Here is a 14551-nt window from a genome sequence, read left to right on the forward strand (position 1 = left end):
ACGTCTCGTAGGTTCTCGCCCGTCTCGCACGTTCTCGTACGTGAGGCGGCCACCGGCCCGTCGGCCCGGCGGCCGCCTCACGTGCTTCACCCGCGCGCGGGGGCGGCGGGACAGGCAGAATGCCTCCCGTGAACGCCGAATTCCCCGGTGCGGCGCCGTCCCGCACGCGGACCGGAGCCGCCGCCGTGCTCCGGCGCACGGCCACGCCCGCCGGGGTCCTCGCGGGCGTCGTCGGCGCCTTCGCGTACGTCGGAGCCGTGGACCCCAACGAGCCCGGCCACTACCCGGTCTGCCCGCTGCTGCGCTACACGGGCCTGTACTGCCCCGGCTGCGGAGGACTGCGCAGCGCGCACGCCTTCGTGCACGGGGACTTCCTGGCGGCGCTCCAGGACAACGCGCTCGCCGTGGCGGGCTATCTGGGGTTCGCGGTGGTGTGGATCCTGTGGGCCGTCCACGCGGTGCGGGGACGGCGTCTGCGCTTCGACCCGGGCCCGGTACCGCTGTGGGGTCTGGGGGCCCTGCTGCTGGTCTTCACCGTTGTCCGCAATCTGCCCTTCGGTGGCTGGCTGCACCCTTGACCTACGGGCGAACGTCCAGGTAGTGGGACCGGCGTCGGCCGGATGCGAGATCCACACCCTCCTCCGGATACCATCGCAGTGACCAGTGGTTCCGTTCCGCCCGCGGGGCGGTCCCGGTGGACCGAGCCCCAAGGCGATGTCAGCTTCTTCAATCCTCAACCGTCAGGAAGGGGGCCGCTCGCGTGAGTGTGCTCGACGAGATCATCGACGGAGTCCGTGCCGACCTCGCGGAGCGGCAGGCACGCGTCAGCCTCGACGAGCTCAAGGAGCGCGCGGCGAAGGCGCGCGCCGCCAAGGACGGCGTCGCGGCCCTGCGGGGCGACGGCGTCAAGGTGATCTGCGAAGTGAAGCGGTCCAGCCCCTCCAAGGGCGCGCTCGCCGCGATCGCCGACCCGGCGGCCCTTGCGGCGGACTACGAGGCGGGCGGCGCGGCCGTCATCTCCGTGCTGACCGAACAGCGCCGTTTCGGCGGCTCCCTGGCCGACCTGGAGGCCGTCCGCGCCCGGGTGGACATCCCGGTGCTGCGCAAGGACTTCATCGTCACCTCGTACCAGCTCTGGGAGGCCAGGGCCTACGGCGCCGACCTCGCGCTGCTGATCGTCGCCGCCCTCGACCAGCCGGCCCTCGTGTCCCTCATCGAGCGCGCCGAGTCCATCGGACTCACCCCGCTCGTCGAGGTGCACGACGAGGAGGAGGTCGAGCGTGCGGTGGACGCCGGCGCCAAGGTGATCGGCGTCAACGCGCGCAACCTGAAGACCCTGGAGGTCGACCGTACGACGTTCGAGCGGGTCGCCCCCGAGATCCCCGAGGGGATCGTGAAGGTCGCCGAGTCCGGCGTCCGGGGACCGCACGACCTGATCGCGTACGCCAACGAGGGCGCCGACGCGGTGCTCGTGGGCGAGTCCCTGGTGACCGGGCGCGACCCGAAGACCGCGGTCGCCGACCTGGTCGCGGCGGGCGCCCACCCGGCGCTGCGGCACGGGCGGGACTGACATGACGCCGGGACAGCTCCCGTGGCCTCCGCTGTACGGGGGACTTCCGGACGGTCCCGGCCCGGTAGGGTTGCCGTCGATGACGTACTCGATCACCGTCGCGACCAGGGATCCGTATGCCCGGCTCGCCCGTGGATGCCGGCCGCGCGGCTGCCGTGCGCCCGCGCGGCGGGTGCACGGACGACGGGTGCGGTACGTCATCGGTGACGAGCCGGGGCAAGTGAACGGGATGCGATGGCGTCGCCCTCGTGCGCGCCATCCGCGGTGAGCTGAACCGGGTCCGCCCCGTCGGCCGGGTGCCTTCATGGCCACCGGGCGGCGAGAGGGCCTCCGGCAGCGGTCACCCGGGACAGCGTGCGCACGCGACGCATGTGATTCCTGTTCCGAGCGATCCGGGGCTCCGCCCCTGTGAGGTATTCCGTATGCCCAGCGAGTTCTTCATTCCCGACCCCGAGGGTCAGGTCCCCAGCGCCGAGGGGTACTTCGGCGCGTTCGGCGGCAAGTTCATCCCGGAGGCCCTCGTCGCCGCCGTGGACGAGGTCGCCGCCGAGTACGACAAGGCCAAGGCCGACCCGGAGTTCGCCCGCGAGCTCGACGAACTGCTCGTCCACTACACCGGCCGGCCCAGCGCTCTCACCGAGGTGCCGCGGTTCGCCCGGCACGCCGGCGGCGCCCGGGTGTTCCTCAAGCGCGAGGACCTCAACCACACCGGGTCCCACAAGATCAACAACGTCCTCGGGCAGGCACTCCTGACCCGGCGGATGGGCAAGACGCGGGTCATCGCGGAGACCGGCGCCGGCCAGCACGGTGTCGCCACCGCCACGGCCTGTGCCCTCTTCGGGCTCGACTGCACCATCTACATGGGCGAGGTCGACACCCGGCGGCAGGCCCTCAACGTCGCCCGTATGCGGATGCTCGGCGCCGAGGTCATCGCCGTGCAGTCCGGCTCCCGCACCCTCAAGGACGCCATCAACGAGGCGTTCCGCGACTGGGTCGCCAACGTCGACCACACCCACTACCTCTTCGGCACCGTGGCCGGACCCCACCCCTTCCCGGCCATGGTGCGCGACTTCCACCGCGTGATCGGCGTCGAGGCGCGGCGGCAGATCCTGGAGCGCGCCGGGCGCCTGCCCGACGCCGCGGTCGCCTGCGTGGGCGGCGGCTCCAACGCCATCGGGCTCTTCCACGCCTTCATCCCCGACCCCTCCGTCCGCCTCGTCGGCTGCGAGCCCGCCGGCCACGGTGTCGAGACCGGCGAGCACGCCGCGACCCTCACCGTCGGCGAACCGGGCATCCTGCACGGCTCCCGGTCCTACGTCCTCCAGGACGACGAGGGCCAGATCACCGAGCCGTACTCGATCTCCGCGGGTCTCGACTACCCGGGCATCGGCCCCGAGCACGCCTACCTCAAGGACAGCGGCCGTGCCGAGTACCGGGCCGTCACCGACGACGCGGCGATGCAGGCCCTGCGCCTGCTGTCCCGCACCGAGGGCATCATCCCGGCCATCGAGAGCGCCCACGCTCTTGCCGGTGCCCTGGAGGTCGGCAGGGAGCTGGGCGAGGACGGGCTGATCGTCGTCAACCTGTCCGGGCGCGGCGACAAGGACATGGACACGGCCGCCCGGTACTTCGGCCTGTACGACACCGACGCGTCCGTCGCCGCGGACGCCGACAGCGACGCCGCGGAGATCGAGGGGGACGTCAAGTGAGCGGGAACATCCGACTGCTGTCCGACACCCTCGCCGCCGCGAAGGCCGAGGGACGGTCCGCGCTCATCGCCTACCTGCCGGCTGGCTTCCCGACCGTCGACGGCGGCATCGCCGCGATCAAGGCGGTCCTGGACGGCGGCGCCGACATCGTCGAGGTGGGCCTGCCGCACAGCGACCCGGTCCTCGACGGTCCCGTCATCCAGACCGCCGACGACATCGCCCTGCGCGGGGGCGTCAGGATCGCCGACGTCCTGCGCACGGTCCGGGAGGCGCACGAGGCGACCGGGAAGCCGGTGCTCGTGATGACGTACTGGAACCCCGTCGACCGTTACGGCGTGGAGCGCTTCGCCGCCGAGCTGGCCGAGGCGGGCGGCGCCGGCTGCATCCTGCCGGACCTGCCCGTGCAGGAGTCGGCGCTGTGGCGGGAGCACGCCGAGAAGCACGGGCTCGCCACGGTCTTCGTGGTCGCGCCCAGCAGCAGGGACAAGCGGCTCGCCGAGATCACCGCGGCGGGCTCCGGCTTCGTCTACGCGGCCTCCCTGATGGGTGTCACCGGCACCCGTGAGTCGGTCGGCACGCAGGCCCAGGACCTGGTCCGGCGTACCCGGGCGACCACCGGCCTGCCCGTCTGCGTCGGCCTCGGCGTCTCCAACGCCGCGCAGGCCGCCGAGGTGGCCGCCTTCGCCGACGGAGTGATCGTCGGCTCGGCGTTCGTGAAGCGGATCCTGGACGCCGAGGACGAGACGGCGGCCCTCCAGGCCGTACGGGCGCTGGCGGGCGAGCTGGCCGAGGGCGTGCGCGGCGGCGCGTGACACGGCACCGCGGGACACCCGAGGGAGTTCACCCTTTCGAGTGAATTCCGGGAGTCCTGGACCATTTCTCGCTCGAACGGGTGGACCTGGGACCGGGGAGGCGCGCTGCGCCTCCCCGGTTCGTTCTGCCGGATGTGAGCGAGAAGAACCGTGACGGAAAGCGCACCGCCCGTGAGCGGCTGGTGGCCGAGCGACAGAAGCAGAAGACCGCGGACAGGCGCCGCCGGGCACTGATCGTAGGGGCCTCGGTGGTCTGCGTCCTGGGCCTGGCGACGGTGGTGGGCCTCCTGGCGGCGAACGCCGGGAAGAGCGGCAAGAGCGGCGCCGCCGGTCCCGCCGTGGTGCCCTCGGGGGCGACGGGAAAGGACAGCCTGGCGATTCCGGTGGGCCGGGACTCCGCCAAGTCCACCCTCACGGTGTGGGAGGACTTCCGCTGCCCGGCCTGCCAGGCCTTCGAGACCGCCTACCGCCCGACGCTCCGCCAGCTGGCCGACTCCGGAAAGCTCAGAGCCGAATACCACCTGGTCACGCTCATCGACGGAAACACGGGCGGCAGCGGCTCCCGCACCGCGGCCAACGCCGCGGCGTGCGCCCAGGACGCAGGCAGGTTCCGCGACTACCACGACGTGCTGTACGAGAACCAGCCGCGCGAGACCGAGGACGCCTTCTCCGACAAGGCGAAACTGATCGAGCTCGCGGGCAAGGTCCCCGGTCTCGACACGCCCGCCTTCCGGACGTGCGTGAAGGACGGCACGCACGACGGCTGGGTGGCGAAGTCGAACGACGCGTTCCGCAGCGGCGGCTTCAACGGCACCCCGACCGTGCTCCTCGACGGCAAGAACATCTACACCGACCCGGCGATGACCCCCGCGAAGCTGAAGCAGATGGTGGAGGCGGCGAACAAGTCCTGAGGGCGGGCCGCCCCCGCCCGGCGCGCCCCCGGTCCCGCCACGCCGGGGGCGGCGTACGTTATGGACCCGTAGCCGGGTGGGTTGCCGCGCTGCGTGTGCGGCACGGTAGCGTCGTTCCTGCCATGGAACTTGCCTACATCCCCAGCCCGTCGCGCGGAGTGCTGTATCTCGGCCCCGTTCCGCTGCGCGGTTACGCGTTCTGCATCATCATCGGTGTCTTCGTAGCCGTGTGGCTCGGCAACAAACGCTGGATCGCCCGCGGCGGCCGGCCGGGCACGGTGGCCGACATCGCGGTCTGGGCGGTGCCGTTCGGCCTCGTCGGCGGACGCCTCTACCACGTGATCACGGACTATGAGCTGTACTTCAGCGAGGGCCGTGACTGGGTGGACGCGTTCAAGGTCTGGCAGGGCGGCCTCGGCATCTGGGGCGCGATCGCGCTCGGGGCGGTCGGCGCATGGATCGGCTGCCGCCGCCGCGGCATGACGCTGCCCGCGTACGCCGACGCGGTCGCGCCCGGTATCGCCTTCGCGCAGGCGATCGGCCGCTGGGGCAACTGGTTCAACCAGGAGCTGTACGGCCGGCCGACGGACCTGCCGTGGGCGCTGCACATCACGTCCTCGGCGGGCGGACGGGTGCCCGGCTACTACCACCCCACGTTCCTGTACGAGTCGCTGTGGTGCGTCGGGGTCGGGTTCCTGGTGATCTGGGCGGACCGCCGCTTCAGGCTCGGGCACGGCCGGGCCTTCGCGCTGTACGTGGCCGCGTACTGCGTGGGCCGCGGCTGGATCGAGTACATGCGGGTCGACGACGCGCACCACATCCTGGGCCTGCGGCTGAACGACTGGACCGCGATGCTGGTGTTCCTGTGCGCGGTCGTGTACATCGTGCTCTCGTCGCGGCTGCGGCCGGGCCGGGAGGAGATCATGGAGCGCGGCTCCTTCGACGGCGAGGCCGGAGAGGCCGGGGAGGCCGGCGGTTCCGCGGTTCTGGAGAAGAAGCCGGAGCACTCCGGGGAGAAGCCCGAGCCGGCCGAGGAGCAGTCGGAGCCGGCGGGCGGGAAGCCGGAGCCGGCCGACGACGAGCCGGCGGCCCTGGGGGCGTCCGGGGCGGAAGAGGCCTCCGAGGGCCCCGCCACCCCGCAGGACGCGAAGGCTCCGGCTGCGGACGAGGCCCGGTCGGCGAAGAAGAGCTGAGGGACGCAGCCACACCGTCGGGGGCGCCGTATCACGGGATACGGCGCCCCCGACGTGCTGCGGGGCACTGTCCTTCAGCGCCTGCGGCGGGCCAGGGACAGCGTGGTGTGAGCCTCCCGCACCACCGCCGTGTCGACGAAGCGCCCGTCGGGGAGGGCCTGGGCGCCCGGGTCCCTGGCCGCCGCCTTCAGGACCTCCTCCGCCCGCGAGATCTCCTCCGCGGTGGGCGCGTAGGCCCGCTCGATGACCGGGAGCTGGCGGGGGTGGATCGCCGCCCGCCCCAGAAAGCCCAGGGTCCGGCCGTGGGCGCAGGAGGCCGCGAGGCCCGCCAGATCCCTGGTGTCCGGATAGATCGACTGGGCGGGCGGCGGCAGCGCGGCGGCCCGTGCGGCCACCACCACCCGCGCCCGCGACCAGTCCAGGCCCGCGTCCTCCCGTACGCCGAGATCGGCCCGCAGATCCGCCTCGCCCAGCGCGATGCCCCGCAGCGCCGGGTGCGCCGACGCGATGGAGTAGGCCCGCTCCACGCCCAGGGCCGTCTCCAGCAGGGCGTAGAGGGGGACCGCCCCGCCCGCCGCGCGGGCGGCCCGCCGCGCCACCTGGACCACGTCCGAGGCAGACGTCACCTTCGGCAGCCGCAGGCCCGACAGACCGGGCAGGGCCGACAGCGCCGCGAGGTCCGCCTCGGCCCACGGACTGTCCAGCGCGTTCACCCGGACATGGACCGGCACCGGCGGGCGCTCCGACAGCCGTTCCGCCGTCGCCGTCCGTGCGAACTCCTTGCGGTCCGGGGCGACCGCGTCCTCCAGGTCGACCAGCACCACGTCGGCCCCCGCCAGCAGCGCCTTGCCCACCACCTCCGGGCGGTCCCCGGGGGCGTACAGCAGGGTGAGCGGAGGGAAGCCCGCCGCGCTCACAGGGCGCCCTCCGCCGCGAGCGCGTCGATCTCCCGGTCCGTGAGGCCCAGCTCGCTCAGGATCACCCGGGTGTCCGCGCCGTGCGGGCGGCCCGCCCAGCGGATCGCGCCGGGCGTGGCGGACAGCCGGAACAGCACGTTCTGCATGCGCAGCCGGCCCAGCTCCGGATCGGGGACCGTGGTGATCGTGTCCAGCGCCGTGTACTGCGGGTCGGTCATCACGTCCCGTACGTCCTGCACCGGAGCGACGGCCGCCTCCGCCTGCGCGAACTCCTTCAGCACCTCCGCCCGGGTGTGGCGGGCGATCCAGCCGCCGACCGCTTCGTCGAGCACATCGGCGTGCCGGGCCCGGTCCTCGCCGGTCGCGAACCACGGCTCCCCGATCACCTCCGGACGGCCCACCAGGCGCATCACCCGCTCCGCGACGGACTGCGCGGAGGTGGAGACGGCGACCCACTCGCCGTCCGCGGTGCGGTAGGTGTTGCGCGGGGCGTTGTTCCGGGAGCGGTTGCCGGTGCGTCCCTGGACGTGGCCCAGCTGGTCGTACCAGATCGGCTGCGGCCCGAGGACGGTGAGGATCGGTTCGATGATCGCCAGGTCCACCATCTGTCCCGCGCCGGTGCGGTCCCGGCCCGCGAGGGCGGTCAGCACCGCGTACGCCGTCGTCAGGGCCGCGATCGAGTCGGCCAGCCCGAACGGCGGCAGCGTCGGGGGCGCCTCCGGCTCCCCGGTGATGGCCGCGAAACCGCTCATCGCCTCCGCGAGCGTGCCGAAGCCGGGGCGGTGGGCGTAGGGCCCGAACTGGCCGAAGGCCGTCACCCGGGCCAGGACCAGCCGGGGGTTCGCCGCCGACAGCTCGTCCCAGCCCAGGCCCCACTTCTCCAGCGTGCCCGGGCGGAAGTTCTCGATCACCACGTCGGCGGTCGCGGCCAGGCGCAGCAGTGTCGTGCGCCCGCCGGGCCGGGACAGGTCCAGGGTCATCGTGCGCTTGTTGCGGCCCAGCAGCTTCCACCACAGGCCGACCCCGTTCTTGGCCGGGCCGTGGCCGCGGGAGGGGTCCGGCCGGGCCGGGTGCTCGACCTTGATGACCTCGGCGCCGAAGTCACCGAGCAGGGTGGCGGCGAGGGGGCCGGCGAAGAGGGTCGCGAGATCGAGGACGCGGAGGCCGGTGAGGGGCGCGGTCATGAGCGGTGGGCCTCCCGGTGGGTGAGCTGGGCCAGGGTGTCGAAGCCGATGCCGTTGAAGTCGCCGACGGACGTGGTCAGCCGGTTCTTGAGCGGGGCCGTCCAGCGGTCGGGCAGCGCGCCGGGGTGTCCGGCGAGCAGGCCCGCGAGGCTGCCCGCCGTCGCGCCGTTCGAGTCGGTGTCCCAGCCTCCGGACACGGCCCGGCAGACGGAGCCGGTGAAGTCGCCGTCGGCGTGGGTGAGGGCGGCGGCGATCAGGGCGGTGTTGGGGACGGCGTGGACCCAGTGATAGGCGCGGTGGGTGGCGTGGAGTTCGTCGACGACCGCGTCGAAGTCCCTTGTCTCGCCCGCGAGTCGGATCGCGTGGCGGACGGCGCGGGCCAGCCGGGAGCGGGGCGGGACCACACGGAGGCCGGTGCGCAGACAGTGGTGGACGTCATGGGCGCCGGTGGCCGCCTCGGCGAGGGCGGCGGCCGTGAACATGGCCGCATAGACGCCGTTCGCGGTGTGCGTGAGGGTGGCGTCGCGGTGGGCCTGTTCGGCCGCGGCGGCCGGGTCGCCCGGGTTGGTCCAGCCGTGGACGTCCGCGCGGATCAGGGCGCCGATCCACTCGCGGAAGGGGTTGCGGTGGCGGGCCGTGCGCGGGGGTTCGATGCCGCAGAGCAGATTGCGGTAGGCGACGCGTTCGGCGGTGAACGTGCGCCCGGCGGGCAGTTCGTCGAGCCAGAGCCGGGCCACGTCGGCGGTGGTGAAGGCCGTGCCGTGGCGGGCGAGCAACAGCAGGTTGAGGAGCGGGTAGTTGAGGTCGTCGTCCTCGGGCATGCCGTCGATGTTCTCGGCGAGGGAGTTCGCCGCGGAGCGGCGGTTCCAGGGGTACCGCTCGGCGAGGTCGTCCGGTACTCCGCGGGCCGTGAACCAGGTGCGCAGAGGCCAGTTGCCCGTGACGCGGGCGAGTGCGCGGATGCCGTCCAGGGGGAGCTTCTCGACGGGCTTGCCGAGCAGGCAGCCGACGGCCCGGCCGAGCCAGGCGGCCTCCAGGCGGGCCTCGGCCGGGACCCTTGTGCTCCCGGGCCGGTCCGGCCAGTCGGAGCACAGGGCCTTGATGCGCTCCAGGCAGGTCGGTTCGCGCTCCGCCGACCGGCGGGGCAGATCGGCCAGCTCGTCCAGCAGGTCCTTCGCCAGCACCCGCAGGTACGGGGACACCGGCCCCGGGGACGCGCCCGCCCGCGACGGAGCCTCGGGGCCGCCCGCCCGGTACCACCGCGCCGCGACGGCCGACGTCTCGCGGCCCTCGTGCGCCGCCTGGCGCAGCTCATGGCCGAGGAGGTCCTCCGGCTGGACCCAGGTCAGTCGGAGCACCTCGGGCCTCCCATCCCGGCGAACGCCGCCTCATGGGCCCGGCGGCAGTACACGTCCCGGGCGAAGATCTCCCGCGTGACCTCCGTCAGTGTCCGCGCCGGGGCGTGCAGATCCAGACGGCTGGCCTCCGCGACCTCCTTCGCCCAGTAGGACGGCACCTCCGACCCCAGTGCGCCCGTGATCGCGCCCGCCATCGTCGCGATGGAGTCGCAGTCCCGGCCGTAGTTGACGGAGCCGAGCACCGCGTGCCGGTAGTCGCCGCGCGCCACCACCACCATGCCGATCGCCACCGGCAGTTCCTCGATCGCGTGCAGCCGGGAGGGCCGGCGGGCGCCCAGGGACGGGGCACGGTAGTCCGGGCCGACCGTGTCGTAGGGGGCGACCGCCTCCCGCAGCGGACCCAGCGCGGACTCGAAGTCCGAGTAGCGGGAGGCCGTGTCGCAGACCGTCTCGATGGCGGCGCGCGTCCCGTCCTTCGCCAGCGACAGGCACGCGCCCACGACCGAGTCGGCGCTCGCGCCCGGCGCGCACGCGGCCGCCACCGCCGCCGCGAACACCCCGGCCGCCTCCCTGCCGTACGACGACTGGTGCGCCCCCGCCACCTCCAGCGCCTCGGCGTACGCGCCCGCCGGATGGGCCGCGTTGACCAGGCCGACCGGCGCCATGTACATCGCCGCACCGCAGTTGACGATGTTGCCGGCGCCGGCCTCGCGCGGGTCGATGTGGCCGTAGTGAAGCCTGGCCACCAGCCACTTCTCCGCGAGGAAGATCCGCTGGAGGGGGATCGTCTCCGCCTCCAGTTCCGGGATCCAGCGCGGGTTCGTCATCAGGTCGGGGACCAGGTGTTCGGCGATCGCGTACGCGTCGAGGTGGTCGCGGACGGCCGCGTACACCCGGACCAGCGCATGGGTCATCAAGGTGTCGTCGGTGACGTGGCCGTCGCCCTTGTGGTACGGGGCCACGGGACGGGCGGTGCGCCAGTCGTCGCCGTCCCAGGGTCCGACGATTCCGTGCACGCGACCGCCGTGCCGTTCGACGATCTGCGCGGGGGAGCGGCCCTCGACGGGGCCGCCGAGGGCGTCGCCGACGGCGGCGCCGACCAGGGCGCCGGTGATGCGGTCGTCGAGAGGGGTCGTCTCGTCAGAAGTGGGCGTCATGTCCCGAATCATCCACCGGGAGTGGTCAGTTCCGTCGCCTCCAGGAGTTCGGCGAGGTGTACGAGGTCGGTACCGGTGAGCCGGGGGAGCGCGCACCCGGACAGGGTGCGGCAGGCGTCGCGCCAGGCGGGCGGGATCGCCGCGCCGCCGCCGATCGCCCCGGTCAGCGCGCCGGTCAGGGCCGGGGCGGAGTCGGCGACCCGCGACAGACACGCGGCGGCGGGCACGGCCTCGGCGATCCGGCCGCGGGCCGCCGTCGCCAGGGCGAGGGCGACCGGGACGGTCTCCGCGGCCGCGACGCCGTAGCTGTAGACGTGGTCGACGATCTGGTGCTCGAGCAGCGGTACGACACAGAAGGCGCGGTCGGCGTCCCGGGCCAGCGTCAGCGCGTGCCGGGCGTTGCGGCCGATCTCGGTGGACTTGGGGAGTTCGGCCAGCGCGGCCGTCACACACCGCCCGACCGGCTCCCCGGACAGGGCGAGCGAGAGGGCCGCGGCCATGGCCCGCGCCCCGTGCACCCCGTCGCCGTCCTGGGTGTAACGGGCGTCGAACTCCGCGAGTTCCGCGGCGAGTTCGGGCTCCCCGGGGTGCGCCACGGCCAGCACGCAGGCCCGTACACAGGCCGCGTCGTCGAAGTAGTGCGGGTTGTCGTGGCCGGTGGCGGGCGGGCGCAGACCGGCGGCGAGATTGCCGAGTCCCGCGCGTACGGAGATACGGGCACGCAGCGGCGGTACCGCCGACTCGAGCTCGGGCGCGCGGTCGGCCGCCGCGGCGACCTCGGCGGCCACGGCGTTCCAGGACAGATCGATGGCCGCGCGCATCCGGCGCTGCCGGCCGAGGTCGCCGAGCGCGTTGCCGTCCCCGGCCCGCAGCACGGCCTCCGCCGCGAACGCCGCCCACTCGGCGTCGTCCGACGGCCCCAGCCGGAGCGGCTCCGGCGGCTGGTTGAGCGCGATCGGCACGGGCAGCGTGGTGGTCGCGTTCTGTTCCGCGAAGGTGTCCAGTTCCCGGGTCAGCCGCCGGGTCCACTCGGGCATCCGGGCGGCCCGGTGCCGGGCGGACGGCCAGCCGGCGGCATCCCCCGCGGCGAGCCCGAGCAGCAGCCCCTCGATCCGACGGGGACCGGCACAGGCGCTCACGATCCCCCTTCCTCCGGCCCGCCCCGCATCCACGGGCGCGCTCACGGTTCCTCCTCCTCCTCGTCCGCCGCGACCACGTGCGCCGCCTTCGCACGGGCCGCGGGATCGGGCAGTGCCCGGGCGTCCCGGAGCGGGGGCCCGGTGCGCCGTACCGGCTCCCGACCGGTCGCGGCCCGCACCAGGGCGCCGTCGTCCGGGGGCCGGCCTTGTCGCGCGGGCGTGCCGGCGCCCCGCGCCCCAGGTGCGGTCCCCGTCGCCGGCGTCCCGCTGTCCCGCTGGGTCAGCAGGTCCGCCACATCGAGCACATGGTGGCCCGCCATGGACGGCAGGCACCGGCCGCGGACCGGTCCGATCGCCGCCGCCCACGCGGCCGGGATCGCCGACACCCCGCAGGTCGCGCCGGCCAGCGCGCCCGCGACCGCCGCCGTGGTGTCGGCGTCGCGGCCCATGTTCACCGCGGTGAGCACCGACTCCTCGAAGTCGCCGTCCGCCGCCGCGTACGCGCCGAAGGCCAGCGCCACCGCCTCGGGGGCGAGGTCCGTCCAGGGGTAGCCGCCGATCACCACCGCGGAGCGGACCGCGCGGGCGCCGCGGCGCGCCGCGGTCGCCGCGCGGCGCAGGGAGCGGGCCGTCCACGAGTCGTCGGGGACGACCGCGAGGGCCGAGGCCACCACGGCGGTCGTCGGCGCGCCCGCCATCGCCGCCGCCACCCCGGCCGCGACCGCCTGGCCGCCGTAGATGCCCTCCCCCTCGTGGCTCACCGAACCGTCGACGGCCACCAGTCGGGCCGCCTCCACCGGGCGGCCCGCGGCGAAGACGCCGAAGGGAGCCGCCCGCATGGCCAGGCCGTCGCTCCAGGCGTGCCGGTGCTGTGCCGAGACGGGCGCCGCAAGGCCCCGGCGGAGGTTCTCCAGCGTGCCCCGCTCGCTGAAGCCCGCCCCGCGGAACGGGCCCTCGTCGCGGTCCGCGATCCACCGGTGCCAGGCCGCCTCCACCTGCGCCACGGTGAGCGCCGAGCCGTACCGGGCCAGCAGCAGCCCGGAGAAGATCGCGTACTCGGTGTCGTCCGTGCCGGAGGGCTGCTCGACGACGTACCCCGTGATGCGGCCCCAGCGGGCGCGGATCTCGGACGGCCTCATGTTCTCTGCGGGCGCGCCCAGCGCGTCGCCGACGGCGAGACCGAGGAGCGCGCCGCGCGCCCGTTCCCGCAGGCCGGAGGCGTCTTTGGGGGCCGGGGCCGGGGGAGTGCAGGCGATGGAAGCCATACGGAGCCTCTCCTCTCAGGGCGCGCCCCGTCCCCGGTCCGGGGCGCGGAACCGCTGTGCGGATCTGTGCCACCGGAGCCGTCCCGCCGAGCCTCATCGGCCTCACCATCACCCGTCCGACATCTGTGCAGAGGAGTACACGGATGAGCACTCAGCGCCAAAGACGCAGGTTAGCGCAGCCTTTCCTTGCTGGCGGCCCGGCCATGCGCGACGTACTTTGATTGTTGTCAAAAAGTGGAAGCAGTCCAATCAAGCACCCTGGGGGGCCGGTCATGGCCATCATCGAGAACGAGGCGTCGCTGCACGAGGCGCACCGGGACAACCACACCCACCGCGATGTGAACGGCGGCTGGCTGCGCCCGGCCGTCTTCGGCGCGATGGACGGACTGGTGTCCAACCTGGCCCTGATGACCGGTGTCGCCGGCGGATCCGTCGGCCAGCAGACCATCATCATCACCGGCCTCGCGGGCCTTGCCGCCGGGGCCTTCTCCATGGCGGCGGGCGAGTACACCTCCGTCGCCTCGCAGCGCGAGCTGGTGGAGGCCGAGCTGGATGTCGAGCGCCGCGAGCTGCGCAAGCATCCCGAGGACGAGGAGGCGGAGCTGGCGGCGCTGTACGAGGCCCGCGGAGTCGAGCCCGCGCTCGCCCGCGAGGTCGCCCGGCAGCTCTCCCGCGACCCGGAGCAGGCCCTGGAGATACACGCGCGCGAGGAACTCGGCATCGACCCGGGCGACCTGCCCTCCCCGCTGGTGGCCGCCGTCTCCAGCTTCGGGTCCTTCGCGCTCGGTGCTCTGCTGCCCGTCCTGCCGTATCTGCTCGGCGCCCACGCCCTGTGGCCCGCGGTGCTGCTCGCCCTGCTCGGACTGTTCGCCTGCGGTGCGGTCGTGGCCAAGGTGACGGCGCGGAGCTGGTGGTTCAGCGGGCTGCGGCAGCTCGCCCTCGGTGGTGCGGCGGCGGGTGTGACCTACGTCCTGGGTGGCCTGCTCGGTACGGCCGTAGGATGAAAAGCGCGCTACGTGTGCGAGGGACCGTACGAGTAGTTGTTACCGGTTGGTTTCAAGTACTTAACCACCGGGCATGAGCCGTAAGCACCGCGGGCAATGACGCCTGCGCCGCACCTTCGCGGTGGGTGACGACGCCCGCCCCGCCCCGGCCCGACGGACATCGATCTGTCCGCCTGTGCCCCCCTGACTTCATCGCCGTTGCGTGGAACCCGCGCCACGCCCCGCCGATGTCCGCATGCTGGAACGGACTATCCGCTTCCCGAGAACCGCTCCATCATGTAACCTGCACGAAATTTGCACCCGACGCAGAGGGCCAACGTCGTCCCTCGGCA

At 73.8% G+C, this 14551-nt stretch carries 14 protein-coding genes; 8 read left to right on the forward strand and 6 right to left on the reverse strand.

Annotation, left to right across the window (positions count from 1 at the left end; genetic code table 11):
• Window positions 1-119: 119 nt before the first annotated feature.
• From ACWD5Q_RS03525 to lgt, 7 genes are all read left to right on the forward strand, one after another.
• Window positions 120-578: a DUF2752 domain-containing protein gene (locus tag ACWD5Q_RS03525; protein ID WP_451425326.1), complete on the forward strand. Its 459-nt coding sequence runs from the start codon at window positions 120-122 to the stop codon at window positions 576-578.
• Window positions 579-760: 182 nt separating this feature from the next.
• Window positions 761-1570, forward strand: coding sequence for an indole-3-glycerol phosphate synthase TrpC (gene trpC, locus ACWD5Q_RS03530; protein WP_451425327.1), 810 nt, complete (start codon window positions 761-763; stop codon window positions 1568-1570).
• A gap of 79 nt (window positions 1571-1649) precedes the next feature.
• A complete protein-coding gene (gene trpM, locus ACWD5Q_RS03535; RefSeq protein ID WP_451425328.1) occupies window positions 1650-1838 on the forward strand; it encodes a tryptophan biosynthesis modulator TrpM in 189 nt (62 codons plus the stop codon).
• A 154-nt stretch (window positions 1839-1992) separates the two neighbouring features.
• Entirely contained in the window at window positions 1993-3279 is a 1287-nt protein-coding gene (trpB, locus tag ACWD5Q_RS03540) for a tryptophan synthase subunit beta (protein WP_451425329.1), read from the forward strand.
• Entirely contained in the window at window positions 3276-4091 is an 816-nt protein-coding gene (trpA, locus tag ACWD5Q_RS03545; protein WP_451425330.1) for a tryptophan synthase subunit alpha, read from the forward strand. The genes trpB and trpA overlap by 4 nt, the downstream gene beginning before the upstream one ends.
• Window positions 4092-4225: 134 nt before the next feature.
• Complete coding sequence (locus ACWD5Q_RS03550) at window positions 4226-5002, forward strand: DsbA family protein (RefSeq protein ID WP_451425331.1); 777 nt, start codon at window positions 4226-4228, stop codon at window positions 5000-5002.
• A 122-nt stretch (window positions 5003-5124) separates the two neighbouring features.
• A complete protein-coding gene (gene lgt, locus ACWD5Q_RS03555; RefSeq protein WP_451425332.1) occupies window positions 5125-6195 on the forward strand; it encodes a prolipoprotein diacylglyceryl transferase in 1071 nt (356 codons plus the stop codon).
• A 74-nt stretch (window positions 6196-6269) separates the two neighbouring features.
• On the opposite strand, the gene ACWD5Q_RS03560 is transcribed toward lgt, so the two are convergent.
• Genes ACWD5Q_RS03560 through ACWD5Q_RS03585 form a run of 6 tightly spaced genes read right to left on the reverse strand, consistent with a single transcriptional unit; the run spans window position 6270 to window position 13215 of the window.
• On the reverse strand, window positions 6270-7112 hold the full coding sequence (locus tag ACWD5Q_RS03560) for an HpcH/HpaI aldolase/citrate lyase family protein (RefSeq protein WP_451425333.1): 843 nt from the start codon (window positions 7110-7112) through the stop codon (window positions 6270-6272).
• Window positions 7109-8296 (reverse strand): CaiB/BaiF CoA transferase family protein, encoded by a 1188-nt coding sequence (locus ACWD5Q_RS03565; protein ID WP_451425334.1) that lies wholly within the window; start codon window positions 8294-8296, stop codon window positions 7109-7111. The genes ACWD5Q_RS03560 and ACWD5Q_RS03565 overlap by 4 nt, the downstream gene beginning before the upstream one ends.
• A complete protein-coding gene (locus ACWD5Q_RS03570) occupies window positions 8293-9654 on the reverse strand; it encodes an ADP-ribosylglycohydrolase family protein (RefSeq protein WP_451425335.1) in 1362 nt (453 codons plus the stop codon). Before ACWD5Q_RS03570 ends, ACWD5Q_RS03565 begins: the two co-directional genes overlap by 4 nt.
• Complete coding sequence (locus ACWD5Q_RS03575; protein WP_451425336.1) at window positions 9642-10811, reverse strand: ADP-ribosylglycohydrolase family protein; 1170 nt, start codon at window positions 10809-10811, stop codon at window positions 9642-9644. The genes ACWD5Q_RS03570 and ACWD5Q_RS03575 overlap by 13 nt, the downstream gene beginning before the upstream one ends.
• A gap of 8 nt (window positions 10812-10819) precedes the next feature.
• Complete coding sequence (locus ACWD5Q_RS03580) at window positions 10820-11983, reverse strand: ADP-ribosylglycohydrolase family protein (protein ID WP_451425428.1); 1164 nt, start codon at window positions 11981-11983, stop codon at window positions 10820-10822.
• A gap of 8 nt (window positions 11984-11991) precedes the next feature.
• Window positions 11992-13215 (reverse strand): ADP-ribosylglycohydrolase family protein, encoded by a 1224-nt coding sequence (locus ACWD5Q_RS03585; protein WP_451425337.1) that lies wholly within the window; start codon window positions 13213-13215, stop codon window positions 11992-11994.
• Window positions 13216-13487: 272 nt separating this feature from the next.
• On the opposite strand from ACWD5Q_RS03585, the gene ACWD5Q_RS03590 reads away from it, so the two are divergent.
• Window positions 13488-14219: a VIT1/CCC1 transporter family protein gene (locus ACWD5Q_RS03590; protein ID WP_451425338.1), complete on the forward strand. Its 732-nt coding sequence runs from the start codon at window positions 13488-13490 to the stop codon at window positions 14217-14219.
• The last annotated feature ends 332 nt before the right edge of the window (window positions 14220-14551 follow it).

The sequence above is a fragment of the Streptomyces sp. NPDC002513 genome, assembly GCF_053595355.1.